General features: G+C 39.7%; 13 protein-coding genes and 2 pseudogenes. 14 read left to right on the top strand and 1 reads right to left on the bottom strand.

Translation table 11 applies throughout. The annotated features are described in order from the left end of the window. The 13 genes and pseudogenes from CBI42_RS09865 to CBI42_RS09805 all read left to right on the top strand — a co-directional run. Positions 1-314, top strand: a pseudogene (locus CBI42_RS09865) (thiol-disulfide isomerase); the annotation flags it as partial. Between the two features lie 237 nt (positions 315-551). Then, positions 552-1,595 (top strand): D-alanine--D-alanine ligase, encoded by a 1,044-nt coding sequence (locus tag CBI42_RS09860; protein WP_094753890.1) that lies wholly within the window; start codon positions 552-554, stop codon positions 1,593-1,595. A gap of 84 nt (positions 1,596-1,679) precedes the next feature. Further along, positions 1,680-3,053: a UDP-N-acetylmuramoyl-tripeptide--D-alanyl-D-alanine ligase gene (locus CBI42_RS09855; protein WP_061590491.1), complete on the top strand. Its 1,374-nt coding sequence runs from the start codon at positions 1,680-1,682 to the stop codon at positions 3,051-3,053. Positions 3,054-3,147: 94 nt separating this feature from the next. Continuing rightward, positions 3,148-3,852: a YwaF family protein gene (locus tag CBI42_RS09850; protein ID WP_049491097.1), complete on the top strand. Its 705-nt coding sequence runs from the start codon at positions 3,148-3,150 to the stop codon at positions 3,850-3,852. 214 nt (positions 3,853-4,066) lie between these two features. Then, positions 4,067-5,446 (top strand): cell division protein FtsA, encoded by a 1,380-nt coding sequence (gene ftsA, locus CBI42_RS09845; protein ID WP_033688313.1) that lies wholly within the window; start codon positions 4,067-4,069, stop codon positions 5,444-5,446. A 17-nt stretch (positions 5,447-5,463) separates the two neighbouring features. Further along, complete coding sequence (gene ftsZ, locus CBI42_RS09840; protein WP_094753889.1) at positions 5,464-6,720, top strand: cell division protein FtsZ; 1,257 nt, start codon at positions 5,464-5,466, stop codon at positions 6,718-6,720. A 4-nt stretch (positions 6,721-6,724) separates the two neighbouring features. Then, positions 6,725-7,396: a YggS family pyridoxal phosphate-dependent enzyme gene (locus tag CBI42_RS09835; protein ID WP_049551588.1), complete on the top strand. Its 672-nt coding sequence runs from the start codon at positions 6,725-6,727 to the stop codon at positions 7,394-7,396. A 9-nt stretch (positions 7,397-7,405) separates the two neighbouring features. Next, positions 7,406-7,939 (top strand): cell division protein SepF, encoded by a 534-nt coding sequence (locus CBI42_RS09830; protein WP_049502426.1) that lies wholly within the window; start codon positions 7,406-7,408, stop codon positions 7,937-7,939. Beyond that, on the top strand, positions 7,939-8,202 hold the full coding sequence (locus CBI42_RS09825; protein ID WP_000576496.1) for a YggT family protein: 264 nt from the start codon (positions 7,939-7,941) through the stop codon (positions 8,200-8,202). The genes CBI42_RS09830 and CBI42_RS09825 overlap by 1 nt, the downstream gene beginning before the upstream one ends. Then, positions 8,199-8,984 carry a YlmH family RNA-binding protein gene (locus tag CBI42_RS09820; protein WP_094753888.1) on the top strand — a complete coding sequence of 262 codons (786 nt, stop codon included), beginning with the start codon at positions 8,199-8,201 and terminating at the stop codon, positions 8,982-8,984. The genes CBI42_RS09825 and CBI42_RS09820 overlap by 4 nt, the downstream gene beginning before the upstream one ends. Before the next feature lie 8 nt (positions 8,985-8,992). After that, positions 8,993-9,778, top strand: coding sequence for a DivIVA domain-containing protein (locus tag CBI42_RS09815; protein ID WP_042750728.1), 786 nt, complete (start codon positions 8,993-8,995; stop codon positions 9,776-9,778). Positions 9,779-10,034: 256 nt separating this feature from the next. Next, positions 10,035-12,827 carry an isoleucine--tRNA ligase gene (gene ileS, locus CBI42_RS09810; RefSeq protein WP_094753887.1) on the top strand — a complete coding sequence of 931 codons (2,793 nt, stop codon included), beginning with the start codon at positions 10,035-10,037 and terminating at the stop codon, positions 12,825-12,827. A gap of 111 nt (positions 12,828-12,938) precedes the next feature. Then, positions 12,939-13,307, top strand: coding sequence for a hypothetical protein (locus tag CBI42_RS09805; RefSeq protein ID WP_094753886.1), 369 nt, complete (start codon positions 12,939-12,941; stop codon positions 13,305-13,307). 78 nt (positions 13,308-13,385) lie between these two features. Here CBI42_RS09805 and CBI42_RS09800 read toward each other — a convergent pair. Next, positions 13,386-13,567, bottom strand: a pseudogene (locus CBI42_RS09800) (transposase); the annotation flags it as partial. A 533-nt stretch (positions 13,568-14,100) separates the two neighbouring features. On the opposite strand from CBI42_RS09800, the gene CBI42_RS09795 reads away from it, so the two are divergent. Next, positions 14,101-15,824, top strand: a 1,724-nt coding sequence (locus CBI42_RS09795) for a G5 domain-containing protein (protein WP_142294098.1), incomplete at its 3' end; no start/stop codon positions are given.

Below are 15,824 nucleotides of genomic sequence, written 5' to 3'. Positions count from 1 at the left end.
ATGGAGCTATTCGACTGGATGGAGGAATTGACTCCATAGAGATAAAAGGAGACATTGATTTGAAAATATCAAATCCTGGAAGGAATGAAGTCACTGTTTTATTTGAAACAACAGCAAAAGAGGAAAAAATAGATGTTTACTATATTTTAGATAATCAGTTAACCATAAAACGTAGTTACTATTCTAATATTAGTAATCAAAAAATAAAAGAGAGTGTGGACATCTCTCAAGCCGAAGAAGAGCGACTATTAAAAATTGTTCAAAAAGAGCTTGAGGATTTCATGAAAAAGATGTATCAGACTTTGTATGGATAGTTTACCAGAGAAAGTAGTTTCTTGCTCAACACAATGCTGTATGAACAACTGGTTGTGTTGAGGAATTTTACTAGAAAAAGATACCGTAGATGACAAACCAGCACGCTTTGAAGCTCAAGTGGTAAATAGGTAAAATTTCAGCTCTCAAATGAGGGCTTTTTGAGATACAAGTTTCAAAAAAGAAGCAAATATGATATACTAAAGAACGAGTATTCTATTAGAATTGGAACAAGTAATATGAAACAAACGATTATTCTTTTATACGGTGGGCGTAGTGCAGAGCGTGAAGTCTCTGTTCTTTCAGCTGAAAGTGTCATGCGTGCGGTCAACTACGATCGTTTTACAGTCAAGACTTTTTTCATCAGCCAGTCAGGTGACTTTATTAAAACGCAAGAATTTAGCCAGACTCCAGGTCAAGAGGATCGTCTCATGACCAATGAAACCATTGATTGGGATAAGAAAGTTGCACCAAGTGCTATCTACGAAGAGGGAGCAGTGGTCTTCCCAGTCCTTCACGGTCCGATGGGAGAAGATGGCTCAGTTCAAGGATTCTTGGAAGTTTTGAAAATGCCTTATGTTGGTTGCAACATCTTGTCATCTAGTCTTGCCATGGATAAAATCACGACCAAGCGTGTCTTAGAATCTGTCGGGATTGCTCAAGTTCCTTATGTGGCCATTGTCGAAGGCGATGATGTGACTGCTAAAATTGCCGAAGTTGAAGAAAAATTGACTTACCCAGTCTTCACAAAACCATCAAACATGGGTTCAAGTGTCGGTATTTCTAAGTCTGAAAATCAAGAGGAACTCCGTCAAGCTTTGAAACTTGCCTTTCAATATGACAGCCGTGTCTTGGTAGAGCAAGGGGTAAATGCTCGTGAAATCGAGGTTGGTCTCTTGGGCAACTACGATGTCAAGAGTACGCTACCAGGAGAAGTAGTCAAGGATGTTGACTTTTATGACTACGATGCCAAGTATATTGACAACAAGATTACCATGGATATCCCAGCTAAAATCAGTGATGATGTGGTAGCTGTCATGCGTCAGAATGCAGAAACAGCCTTCCGTGCCATTGGTGGCCTCGGTCTCTCTCGTTGCGATTTCTTCTATACAGACAAGGGAGAGATTTTCCTCAACGAGCTTAATACCATGCCAGGTTTTACCCAGTGGTCTATGTACCCACTACTTTGGGACAATATGGGGATCAGCTATCCGGACTTAATCGAGCGATTGGTTGATCTTGCTAAGGAAAGTTTTGACAAGCGCGAAGCGCATTTGCTATAAAAATGAAAGAGAGGGTAGAAACCAGAACCATCACTGCAAGGTGATTTTAGTTCTCGGATTTCAACCCTTTTTAAAGGAGTAGAAATGAAATTAACAATTCATGAAGTGGCTCAAGTTGTAGGAGCTAAAAATGATATCAGCATATTTGAGGACACCCAGTTAGAAAAAGCTGAGTTTGATAGTCGTTTGATTGCTACAGGGGACTTGTTTGTGCCCCTCAAAGGTGCGCGTGATGGTCATGACTTTATCGAAACAGCCTTTGAAAATGGCGCTGCTGTAACCCTGTCTGAGAAAGAGGTTGCAAATCATCCCTATATTCTAGTAGATGATGTCTTGACTGCCTTTCAAATCCTAGCTGCCTACTATCTTGAAAAAACAGCAGTTGATGTCTTTGCGGTTACGGGTTCAAATGGTAAAACAACTACCAAGGATATGTTAGCTCACTTGCTATCAACAACCTACAAGACTTACAAAACACAAGGCAACTACAATAATGAGATTGGTCTTCCTTACACGGTTCTTCACATGCCTGAAGGAACAGAAAAGTTGGTTTTGGAGATGGGGCAGGATCACTTGGGAGATATTCATCTCTTGTCTGAATTGGCTCGTCCAAAAACAGCCATCGTGACCTTGGTTGGAGAAGCCCATTTGGCCTTTTTCAAAGACCGTTCTGAGATTGCTAAAGGGAAAATGCAAATTGCAGATGGGATGGCACCTGGTTCCTTGCTTTTAGCGCCAGCTGACACTATTGTAGAGGATTACTTGCCAACTGATAAAAAGGTAGTTCGTTTTGGGAAAGGGGCAGAGTTGGAAATTACAGACTTGGTTGAGCGAAAGGACAGTCTGACCTTTAAGGCTAATTTCTTGGAACAAGCCCTTGATTTGCCAGTGACTGGTAAGTACAATGCCACCAATGCTATGATTGCGTCCTATGTTGCCCTACAAGAAGGGGTTTCAGAGGAGCAAATTCGTCAGGCCTTCCAAAATCTTGAATTGACGCGTAACCGTACCGAGTGGAAGAAAGCAGCCAATGGAGCAGATATCCTATCAGATGTTTACAATGCCAATCCAACTGCTATGAAGCTGATTTTAGAGACTTTCTCTGCCATTCCAGTCAACGAAGGTGGCAAGAAAATTGCTGTTTTAGCGGATATGAAGGAACTTGGTGACCAGTCTGTTCAGCTCCATAACCAGATGATTTTGAGCCTCTCACCAGATGTGCTTGATACCGTGATTTTCTACGGAGAAGACATTGCTGAATTGGCTCAACTGGCTAGTCAAATGTTCCCAATCGGCCACGTTTACTACTTCAAGAAAACAGAAGACCAAGACCAATTTGAAGACTTAGTTAAGCAGGTTAAAGAAAGCCTTGGAGCTAATGACCAAATCCTGCTCAAAGGCTCTAACTCTATGAATCTAGCCAAGTTGGTAGAAACTTTAGAAACTGAAGACAAGTGATTTTGTCAAACATTTACGTATTTCTAAATCCATTTTTGACAAATAGCATGGTATAATAAAATGCAGGAAAATTTTGAATCATGAGGAAGACTAGATGAATTTATGGGATATTTTCTTTACGACCCAAGCAACAGAACCACCCAAATTTGACCTTTTTTGGTATTTAAGTATATTTACACTCTTGGCCTTGACCTTTTATACAGCCTATCGTTATCGTGAAAAGAAGGCTTATCAACGATTTTTCCAGAGTTTACAAGCAGTTCAGTTGATCCTCCTTTACGGTTGGTACTGGATCAATCATATGCCGCTATCAGAAAGTTTACCTTTTTACCATTGCCGTATGGCTATGTTTGTGGTGCTTTTGCTTCCTGGTCAGTCTAAATATAGGCAGTATTTTGCATTACTAGGAACATTTGGGACATTAGCAGCCTTTGTTTATCCAGTGCCAGATGCCTATCCTTTCCCACATATTGCGATTTTATCCTTTATCTTTGGCCACTTAGCTCTCTTGGGGAACTCTCTAGTTTATCTATTGAGACAGTATAACGCGCGATTGCTGGATGTGAAGGGAATTTTTCTCATGACCTTTGCTCTAAATGCCTTAATTTTTGTGGTCAATTTAGTAACAGGTGGAGATTACGGATTCTTGACAAAACCACCATTGGTTGGAGACCATGGCTTAGTAGCTAATTATTTAATCGTTTCCCTGGCCTTATCAGCAGCGATTACGTTGACAAAGAAAATCTTGGAACTATTTTTAGAACAAGAAGCAGAAAAAATGATTGCAAAGAAAGCTTAGAAATGAGCTTTCTTTTTTTCATAAATCTGATTTTTTATAACTTGTTTGGAAAATACAAAAATATGATGAGCGAATGTAAAAAAATGGTAAGTAAATTTAGGAAAAACTAAGCACGATTGGATTTTTTGTGTTATAATATTCTGTGAATAGCTATGCCCTGTTTTAGCTATATTGAATAGAAGTTTGAAACTTGGAAGAGAGAGGATGCGATGTAATGGCTAGAGATGGTTTTTTTACAGGCTTAGATATCGGAACCAATTCGATTAAGGTGTTGGTTGCCGAGCTTAGAAATGGTGAACTAAATGTAATTGGTGTAAGTAATGCCAAGAGTAAAGGTGTAAAGGATGGGATTATCGTTGATATTGAAGCAGCAGCAACTGCTATCAAGTCAGCTATTTCCCAAGCAGAAGAGAAAGCTGGCATTTCAATCAAATCAGTGAATGTTGGTTTGCCTGGAAATCTTTTGCAAGTAGAACCAACTCAAGGAATGATTCCAGTTACATCTGATACAAAAGAAATTACAGATCAAGATGTTGAAAATGTTGTTAAATCAGCCTTGACAAAGAGTATGACACCAGATCGTGAAGTCATTACTTTTATTCCTGAAGAATTTATCGTAGATGGCTTCCAAGGTATTCGTGACCCGCGTGGCATGATGGGGGTTCGTCTTGAAATGCGTGGTTTGCTTTACACAGGTCCACGTACTATTCTTCACAATTTACGCAAGACAGTTGAGCGCTCAGGTGTTCAGGTTGAAAATATTATTATTTCACCATTGGCTTTGGTTCGTTCAGTCTTGAACGAAGGAGAGCGTGAATTTGGAGCTACTGTGATTGATATGGGAGCAGGTCAAACAACTGTTGCTACAATCCGTAATCAAGAACTCCAGTTTACAAATATTCTTCAAGAAGGTGGAGATTATGTCACAAAAGATATCTCTAAAGTCTTGAAGACTTCACAAAAACTAGCTGAAGGATTGAAATTGAACTATGGTGAAGCCTACCCTTCACTTGCAAGCAATGAAACCTTCCAAGTTGAAGTGATTGGTGAAGTAGAGCCTGTAGAAGTTACAGAAAGCTACCTAGCAGAGATTATTTCAGCTCGCATTAAACACATTTTTGAACAAATCAAACAAGAGTTGGAAAGAAGACATTTGTTGGATCTTCCAGGTGGGATTGTTCTGATTGGTGGAAATGCTATTTTACCAGGTATTGTAGAACTTGCACAGGAAGTCTTTGGCGTTGGTGTCAAACTTTACGTTCCAAATCAAGTTGGAATCCGTAATCCTGCCTTCGCTCATGTGATTAGCTTGTCTGAATTTGCTGGTCAATTGACTGAGGTGCATTTATTAGCGCAACGAGCAGTTAAGGGTGAGGATACTTTGCGTCACCAACCAATTAATTTTGGTGGGATGATTCAACGCGTTACGCAAGTAGCACAACCTACCCCTATTCAACCAGTTCAAAATACTGAGGTAGAGCAATCAGCTTCTACGAACGTAGTTGCTCCGAAAGAAGATAAAGTATCTTCTCAAAATAAACCAAAAATCGCAGATCGTTTCCGTGGCTTAATCGGAAGCATGTTTGATGAATAAAAGAGGAAAAATAAACTATGACATTTTCATTTGATACAGCAGCAGCTCAAGGTGCAGTTATTAAAGTAATCGGTGTTGGTGGAGGTGGTGGTAACGCCATTAACCGCATGGTTGACGAAGGTGTTGCAGGCGTAGAATTTATCGTAGCAAACACAGATGTACAAGCTTTGAGTAGTACAAAAGCTGAGACTGTAATTCAGTTAGGCCCTAAATTGACTCGTGGTTTGGGTGCTGGCGGTCGACCTGAAGTTGGTCAAAAGGCAGCTGAAGAAAGCGAAGAAGCCTTGACTCAAGCTATTACTGGAGCAGATATGGTCTTCATTACTGCAGGTATGGGAGGTGGCTCTGGTACTGGTGCAGCTCCTGTTATTGCCCGCATTGCTAAAGATTTAGGTGCTCTTACAGTTGGTGTTGTGACACGTCCTTTTGGTTTCGAAGGAAGCAAACGTGGTCAGTATGCTGTCGAAGGAATCAATCAACTTCGTGAGCATGTAGATACTCTATTGATTATTTCAAACAACAACTTGCTTGAAATTGTTGATAAGAAAACGCCACTTCTTGAAGCTCTTAGCGAAGCAGATAACGTACTTCGCCAAGGTGTTCAAGGGATTACTGATTTGATCACAAACCCTGGTTTGATTAATCTTGACTTTGCCGATGTGAAAACAGTTATGGCAAATAAAGGGAACGCCTTGATGGGTATCGGTATCGGTAGTGGAGAAGAACGTGTGGTAGAAGCAGCTCGTAAGGCAATCTACTCACCACTTCTTGAAACAACTATTGACGGTGCTGAGGATGTCATCGTCAACGTTACTGGTGGTCTCGACTTGACTTTGATTGAGGCAGAAGAAGCTTCAGAGATCGTCAACCAAGCTGCTGGCCAAGGAGTGAATATCTGGCTCGGAACATCTATCGATGAAAACATGAAAGATGAAATCCGTGTTACAGTTGTGGCAACTGGTGTTCGCCAAGATCGTGTTGAAAAAGTTGTTGGTCATGCACCAAGACAAACTGTTCGTCATGAGCAAGCAAGTCCTAGCCATGCACACAATCATAATCGTCACTTTGATATGGCTGAAACTGCAGAAATTCCAAGTCCAGCACCTCGCCGTACAGAAACTTCTCAAACTTCAGCATTTGGTGATTGGGACTTGCGTCGTGAGACAATTGTTCGTCCGACTGATTCAGTTGTATCACCAGTTGAACGTTTCGAAGCACCATCTTTACACGATGAGGATGAATTAGACACTCCTCCATTTTTCAAAAATCGTTAAGTAAATGAATTTGAAAGAAAATACAGAACGTGTTTTTCAACAAATAAAAGATGCAAGTCAGCAGTCAGGAAGAGAAACCAATTCTGTTTCGGTTGTTGCTGTTACAAAATATGTAGACGTACCGACAGCGGAGGCTTTGCTTCCGCTAGGTGTGCATCATATTGGTGAAAATCGTGTGGATAAATTTCTTGAGAAATATGAAGCTTTAAAAGATAGAAATATTACCTGGCATTTGATTGGAACCTTGCAAAGACGCAAGGTCAAAGACGTCATTCAGTATGTTGATTATTTCCACGCTTTGGATTCATTAAAGCTAGCAGAGGAAATTCAAAAAAGAAGTGACCGAGTTGTTAAGTGTTTCTTACAAGTAAATATCTCAAGGGAAGAGAGCAAACATGGTTTTTCAAGGGAAGAACTATTAGAGTTCTTGCCGGAATTAGCAACCTTAGATAAAATCGAATATGTCGGCTTGATGACCATGGCTCCTTTTGAAGCTAGTAGTGATGAGTTGAAAGAAATTTTTAAAGCTACGCAGGATTTGCAACTAGAAATTAGAGAAAAACAAATTCCCAATATGCCAATGACGGACTTGAGTATGGGTATGAGTCGCGACTACAAGGAAGCGATTGAATTTGGCTCAACATTTGTCAGAATTGGTACAGCATTTTTTAAATAGGAAAGAAATATGTCTTTAAAAGATAGATTTGATAAATTTATAGATTATTTTACAGAAGATGGAGAAGATGTTGGTACTGCATACCAGCCTAAAGCTGAAGAGCCGATTGTGACTCCAGTCCCTTCTGTTCAAGAGTTGCCTCAACAAGCTGCTAGTACGCCATCTAAAGATAAAAACATCACTCGTCTTCATGCCCGTCAACAAGAGTTAGCTATGCAAAGTCAACGTTCTACTGATAAGGTGACAATTGATGTTCGTTATCCACGTAAATACGAAGATGCCACAGATATTGTTGATTTATTAGCTGGTAACGAAAGTATTTTGATTGATTTCCAATATATGACAGAAGTTCAAGCACGTCGTTGTTTGGACTATCTGGATGGGGCGCGCCACGTTTTAGCTGGTAACATGAAAAAGGTAGCATCTACTATGTACCTGCTGACACCAGTTGATGTTGTCGTCAATATTGAGGATATCAAAATTCCAGATGAATCACAAAATGGTGAATTTGGCTTTGATATGAAACGTACGAGAGTAAGATAATGATCTTTCTCATTCGTTTTGTTCAAAATGCAGTGGATATCTATTCACTGATTTTAATCGTGTTTGCTCTGATGTCTTGGTTTCCCAATGCTTATGAATCACGTCTTGGACGCTTGATTATTAGTTTAGTGAAACCGATAGTAGCTCCCTTGCAACGTTTACCCCTCCAGATTGCAGGTCTTGATTTGTCTGTCTGGATTGCGGTATTACTAGTTCACTTCCTAGGGGAACAGTTGATTCGACTTTTAGTGATCTTTCTATGAACAAGATGATTTATCAACACTTTTCTAAGAATGATTCGTCTTTTATTGATAAGGGAGTAGAATGGATAAAAAAGGTAGAAGATTCTTATTCTCCTTTTTTAACACCCTTTGTAAATCCCCATCAAGAAAAGATTTTAAAGGTGCTAGCATCAACCAACGGCATCTCCTACATGAGCAGTCGGCGGTTTCTTGAAACTGAATATGTACGAGTTCTACTGTATCCTGATTATTTTGAGCCAGAATTCTCTGATTTTGAACTTTCCTTGCAAGAAATTGTCTACCCTAATAAGTTTGAACGCTTAACGCATGCAAAAATATTAGGGACTGTTTTAAACAAGCTGGGAATTGATAGGAAGCTATTTGGTGATATCTTAGTCAACGAAGAGAGGGCACAGATTATCATTAATCGACAGTTTATGTTCCTTTTTCAAGACGGCATTACGAAAATTGCTTGTTTACCGGTTCGTCTAGAAGAACGGGATTTTACTGAGAGAATTGCTACAGTAGAAGATTATCAAGAATTAGATATTTGTATTGCTAGTTCTAGATTAGATGTTTTTCTAGCAGGTGTCTTAAAGCTGTCTAGAAATCAGGCAAGTCAGTTAATTGAAAAACAGGCAGTCCAAGTTAATTACCATTTAGTTGAAAAATCAGATTATGCAGTTCAAGTTGGTGATTTGATTAGTGTGAGGAAATTTGGTCGATTGAAACTTGTTAGAGATAATGGGCAAACAAAAAAAGATAAAAAGAAATTAACGGTCCAATTATTATTAAGTAAGTGAGGAATAATATGCCAATTACATCATTAGAAATTAAAGATAAAACCTTTGGTACAAGATTTAGAGGTTTTGATCCAGAAGAAGTTGAAGAATTTCTTGAAATCGTTGTTCGTGATTATGAAGATTTAGTTCGAAGCAATCATGATAAAGAGTTGCATATCAAGAGCTTGGAAGAACGTTTGTCTTACTTTGATGAGATGAAAGATTCTTTGAGTCAATCAGTATTGATTGCTCAAGATACGGCAGAGCGTGTGAAACAAGCTGCTCAAGATCGTTCTAATAATATTATCCAACAGGCAGAGCAAGATGCCCAACGTTTGCTTGAAGAAGCAAAATATAAGGCTAATGAGATTTTGCGTCAAGCTACTGATAATGCTAAGAAAGTTGCTGTTGAGACTGAAGAATTGAAGAACAAAAGCCGTGTCTTCCACCAACGTCTCAAATCTACAATTGAGAGTCAGTTAGCAATTGTTGAATCATCAGATTGGGAAGATATTCTGCGCCCAACAGCTACCTATCTTCAGACAAGTGATGAAGCATTTAAAGAAGTTGTTGGTGAAGTTCTTGGTGAATCGGTATATTCACAACCAGAAGAAGAACCAATCGATATGACTCGTCAATTTACACCTGAAGAAATGGCTGAGTTACAAGCTCGAATTGAGGCTGGTAATAGAGAATTAGCTGAATTTGAAGCTCAACAAGATCATTATGTAGAAGAACATTTAGAGCCAGTTGAAGTCGAAGGCCCTTCATCGAATGAGGAAGATACAAATAAAGAATCTGTCCTAATCTTATAATGAATAGTGATATGTGAGAACAATATTTTATCCTTATATTTCCAGCGAGCAGGAGATGGTGTGAGTCCTGTATTCCCTAACGATAAGATTATCCTCTCAAAAATTCAAGTCTGAATGGAGTAAGATTTGACGTTCCCCACGTTACGGGATAAGAGGAAAAAAGCTGAGTCTTTTTTCGAACAAAGGTGGTACCACGATTTTCGTCCTTTTTAGAAGTCGTGGTTTTTAATTTGTTATTATTTATAAAGGAGATACCATGAAACTCAAAGATACCCTTAACCTTGGGAAAACAGCTTTCCCAATGCGTGCAGGACTTCCTACCAAAGAGCCAGTTTGGCAAAAGGAATGGGAAGATGCAAAACTTTACCAACGTCGTCAAGAATTGAACCAAGGAAAACCTCATTTCACCTTGCATGATGGCCCTCCATACGCGAACGGAAATATCCACGTTGGACACGCTATGAACAAGATTTCAAAAGATATCATTGTTCGTTCAAAATCAATGTCAGGATTTTATGCTCCTTATATTCCAGGTTGGGATACTCATGGTCTGCCAATCGAGCAAGTTTTGGCAAAACAAGGTATCAAACGTAAAGAAATGGACTTGGTTGAGTACTTGAAACTTTGTCGTGAATATGCTCTTTCTCAAGTAGATAAACAACGTGAAGATTTTAAACGTTTGGGGGTTTCTGGTGACTGGGAAAATCCATATGTGACTTTGACTCCTGACTATGAGGCAGCCCAAATCCGTGTATTTGGTGAGATGGCTAATAAAGGTTATATCTACCGTGGTGCCAAGCCAGTTTACTGGTCTTGGTCATCTGAGTCGGCTCTTGCTGAAGCGGAGATTGAATACCATGACTTGGTTTCAACTTCCCTTTACTATGCCAATAAGGTAAAAGATGGCAAAGGCGTTCTAGATACAGATACCTACATCGTTGTCTGGACAACTACTCCATTCACCATCACAGCTTCTCGTGGTTTGACTGTTGGTGCAGATATTGATTACGTTTTGGTTCAACCTGCTGGTGAAGCTCGTAAGTTTGTGGTTGCTGCAGAATTGTTGACTAGCTTGTCTGAGAAATTTGGCTGGGTTGATGTTCAAGTTTTAGCAACTTACCGTGGTCAAGAATTGAACCACATTGTAACCGAACACCCATGGGATACAGCCGTAGATGAGTTGGTGATCCTTGGTGACCACGTTACGACTGACTCTGGTACTGGTATTGTCCATACAGCCCCTGGTTTTGGTGAGGATGACTACAATGTCGGTATTGCTAATGGTCTTGAAGTCGCAGTGACTGTTGACGAACGTGGTATCATGATGGCTAATGCTGGTCCTGAGTTTGAAGGTCAATTCTATGAAAAGGTAGTTCCAACTGTTATCGAGAAACTTGGTAACCTCCTTCTTGCCCAAGAAGAAATCTCTCACTCATACCCATTTGACTGGCGTACCAAGAAACCAATCATCTGGCGTGCAGTACCACAATGGTTTGCCTCAGTTTCTAAATTCCGTCAAGAAATCTTGGATGAAATTGAAAAGGTTAAGTTCCACTCAGAATGGGGTAAAGTCCGTCTTTACAATATGATTCGTGACCGTGGCGACTGGGTTATCTCTCGTCAACGTGCTTGGGGTGTTCCACTTCCTATCTTCTACGCTGAAGACGGTACAGCTATTATGACTGCTGAAACTATTGAACACGTGGCTCAACTCTTTGAGGAACATGGTTCAAGCATTTGGTGGGAACGTGATGCTAAAGACCTCTTACCAGAAGGATTTACTCATCCAGGTTCACCAAATGGTGAGTTCAAAAAAGAAACAGATATCATGGACGTTTGGTTTGACTCAGGTTCATCATGGAATGGAGTTGTAGTAAACCGTCCTGAGTTGACTTACCCAGCAGACCTTTACCTGGAAGGTTCTGACCAATACCGTGGTTGGTTCAACTCATCACTCATCACATCTGTTGCCAACCATGGCGTAGCACCTTACAAGCAAATCTTGTCACAAGGTTTTGCCCTTGATGGTAAAGGTGAGAAGATGTCTAAATCTCTTGGAAATACCATTGCCCCAAGTGATGTTGAAAAACAATTTGGTGCAGAAATCTTGCGTCTTTGGGTAACAAGTGTAGACTCAAGCAACGACGTGCGTATCTCTATGGATATCTTGAGCCAAGTCTCTGAAACTTACCGTAAGATCCGTAACACTCTTCGTTTCTTGATTGCCAATACTTCTGACTTTAATCCAGCTCAAGATTCAGTAGCTTATGAAGAACTACGTTCAGTTGATAAGTACATGACGATTCGCTTTAACCAGCTTGTTAAGACCATTCGTGATGCTTATGCAAACTTTGAATTCTTGACAATCTATAAGGCCTTGGTGAACTTTATCAACGTTGACCTGTCAGCCTTCTACCTTGATTTTGCCAAAGATGTTGTTTATATCGAAGGTGCAAAATCACTGGAACGCCGTCAAATGCAGACTGTCTTCTATGACATTCTTGTGAAAATCACCAAACTCTTGACACCAATTCTTCCTCATACAGCAGAGGAAATCTGGTCATACCTTGAGTTTGAAACAGAAGACTTCGTTCAATTGTCAGAATTGCCAGAAGCAGAGACGTTTGCTAACCAAGAAGAAATCTTGGATACCTGGGCAGCCTTCATGGATTTCCGTGGACAAGCTCAAAAAGCCTTGGAAGAAGCTCGTAATGCCAAAGTAATCGGTAAATCACTTGAAGCACACTTGACAGTTTATCCAAACGAAGTTGTGAAAACTCTACTCGAAGCAGTAAACAGCAATGTAGCTCAACTTTTGATCGTGTCTGAATTGACCATCGCAGAAGGACCAGCTCCAGAAACTGCTGTTAGCTTCGAAGATATGGCCTTCACTGTTGAACGCGCTGCAGGTGAAGTATGTGACCGTTGCCGTCGTATCGACCCAACGACAGCAGAACGCAGCTACCACGCAGTCATCTGTGACCACTGTGCAAGCATCGTAGAAGAAAACTTTGCAGACGCAGTAGCAGAAGGATTTGAAGAGAAATAATCGAATGATAGATTGAAAATGTTTTCTGTGTGTGTATTTTAGTTTGATATAAAAGAAAATATTAAACAAAATTAATGTATAATATTAATTTTTAATGAAAAGGAAGTATTGATGAAAAAGAAAACACTTGCTCAATTAGATGGTATCATTGGTTTAGTTACAGGAACTATCCTAACCATTTTGCCAATTATTATAATTATGATTGCCTCTATATTTGATAATGAAGAAGTTGTTGGTGTCATCTTAGGAATTATTTTTATTATTTTTAGTTTAGTAAAAATTGGAATTTTAATTCTAGGTATTCTCTCACTAATATACTATAAAGATGATAATAGAATTTCTATTGCACCCTCAGTCTTATTAATTGTTGGCTCTGCACTTGCATTGGTTCCATTCTTAGGATGGATAGGGGGAATCGTCATTATTGTTGGTGCTTCATTATTTTTAGGAAGCCTCAAAAAATTTAAAGTTGAACTATAAATAGAGTTTTTGTCAAGTAGAGTAAATGGAGAAACTCTAAAATTGGTTTTTTGTCAGCAGTAGTGGATTAAAGAAAAGCTAAGATAGAGAAAGGACAAATTTCGTCCTTTCTTTTTTGATGTTCAGAGCGATAAAAATCGTTTTTTGAAGTTTTCAAAGTTTCGAAAACCAAAGGAATTTCGTTTGATAAGTTTGATGAGATTATTGGTCGCTTCTGATTTGGAGTTAGAATAGGGTAATTGAAGAGCGTTGACGATTTTTCAATGATTTCATGATTGATGAAAGTTACTATTTTAGTTTTAAGAATTGTGGCTATTGTGTATTTCAAGGGCGATGAGCGTGTGACTCCTGCACTGTCTGTATTGTTTATCGTAGGTAGTTCTGTTGGATTAATCCCATTCGTGGACTAGATAGGAGAAATTATGACAATTATTGGCAATTCCTATACTTTGAAATTTTGAAAAAATTTGAAATTGAAGAATCATATCTTTCGAATTGAGATGGGACGAATTGACTATTTGTTAGAAATACTTATTACAGTATGAAGACGGTTAGCCTTATTTTTTTGTTACCAATTGACGGAAAATCTTACAGGATAAATAAGCTATTTCATTCGTAAAATCTAAAGCATTTATTTGAGACAAGGAACTCTTTTTATAGTATAATGATGGTTGTAGATTAAATATATCAAAATATATATAGAAGTATTTTTGTTTCTTGTAAGTTTATCATAGTGAGGAAGCAAAATGCTTCTTCTATTTTGAAAGGGATAAAATAATAGAGAGGATATAGAATGAAAAAGTTTTTTGGAGAGAAGCAGCATCGTTTTTCCTTACGAAAGTTAGCGATTGGTCTTGTGTCTGCTTCAATTTCTAGTTTATTTTTTGTGTCTATTGCTAGCGGTGGGACCGTATTTGCTCAAGAAAATGTATCTGTTCACTACAAATACGTGACGGATACAGAACTGAGTAGTCATGAGAAGGACTTGATTGTAAAGGATTTTCCTAATATTGCTGAAGATAGTGAGAGTACCTATTATCTAGTCTACCGTATGGATGAGAAAGCCCAACTAGGTCAGTTGCCTAATACCGGTGAGCACAATAATCTGGTTACCGTCCTTACTGGTGGAGCCCTCGCTTCGATTGGACTCCTCATTTTTGCTGTTTCGAGAAAGAAAGGCAATAAGAAAGCATTGTTGAAGGTTGTTTTGATAACAGGCGTGGGGAGCGGTTTGGTCTCTTCGGTTCAGGCTATTGAAAATCAGCTTTTGCTACAATACAATCAAGAATATCAATTATCCCAAGGAGATAGTCTGCCTCTGCCAAGAGTCCTGTCAGGTTATACCTATCTAGGCTATATTAAGCAAGACAAGAAAATTAATCAGTTAGAAACTGTTGCTAGAGATCAGAAACTAGACGATACGGTTCACCCTCATTTCCAGTCCAATGAAGGTGGGCAAAATGTAAGAGATGAGCGGAAAAATCCGTCTCCAACAAGCCCTGCTGACAAGCCAATCCCTTCTAAAGATTCACCCAATCAAAAGCCGTCTGGTATTGCTAGTGTGGATCCTCATGACGAAGTCTTGGCTGGTCGTTTAAATAAACCAGAGCTCTTATACAAAGATCAAGAGATTGAAACCAAGCTAGACTTTGCTGAAGTGGTTCAAGAGAATCCCGAACTAGCAGAGGGAACAATTCGTGTCAAACAAGAAGGTCATGTTGGGAAGAAGGTTGAGGTTGTTCGTATTTTTACTGTTGAAAACCAAGAAATTACTCGTGAGATCCTCTCGACCAAGGTAGAAAAATCCTTGCCACGTATAGTAGAGAAAGGGACTAAGAAGGCAGTTGCTCCGAGTGAAGCACCCCAGTCTGCAAGAAAAGGTGAGCCAGAGACCCATGCTTCCTTACCAGAATATAAAGGTGAGCAATCTGGAGCAATAGTTGCCCCTGAGAAAACTGATAAACCAGCCTATACAGGCACTCAGTCTGGAGCAATAGTCGAACCTGAGCAAGTTGCCCCACAGCCAGAGTACAAAGGGATTCAATCAGGTGCCCTTGTAGAACCAGAAACGGCTGATAAACCATCCTATACAGGTACCCAGTCCGGAGCGGTTGTTGAACCAGAGAAAGTAGCTCCACAACCAGAATACAAGGGAACTCAAGCTGGAGCCATCGTCGAACCGGAGACTCAGCTTTCCCTGCCAGAGTATAAAGGTGAGCAATCAGGAGCTGTTGTAGCCCCTGAGAAAACTGATAAACCATCCTATACAGGCACTCAGTCTGGAGCGATTGTTGAACCAGAGCAAGTAGCTCCACAACCAGAGTACAAGAGAACTCAAGCTGGTGCCATCGTCGAACCAGAGACCCATGCTTCCTTACCAGAATATAAAGGTGAGCAATCTGATGCAATAGTTGCCCCTGAGAAAACTGATAAACCATCCTATACAGGCACTCAGTCTGGAGCAATAGTCGAACCTGAGCAAGTTGCCCCACAGCCAGAGTACAAAGGGATTCAATC

The sequence above is a fragment of the Streptococcus sp. KR genome (assembly GCF_002238115.1).
Classification (GTDB): domain Bacteria; phylum Bacillota; class Bacilli; order Lactobacillales; family Streptococcaceae; genus Streptococcus.
Note: the sequence above shows the minus strand (reverse complement) of the source record. Positions and strands in the feature narration are given on the sequence as shown.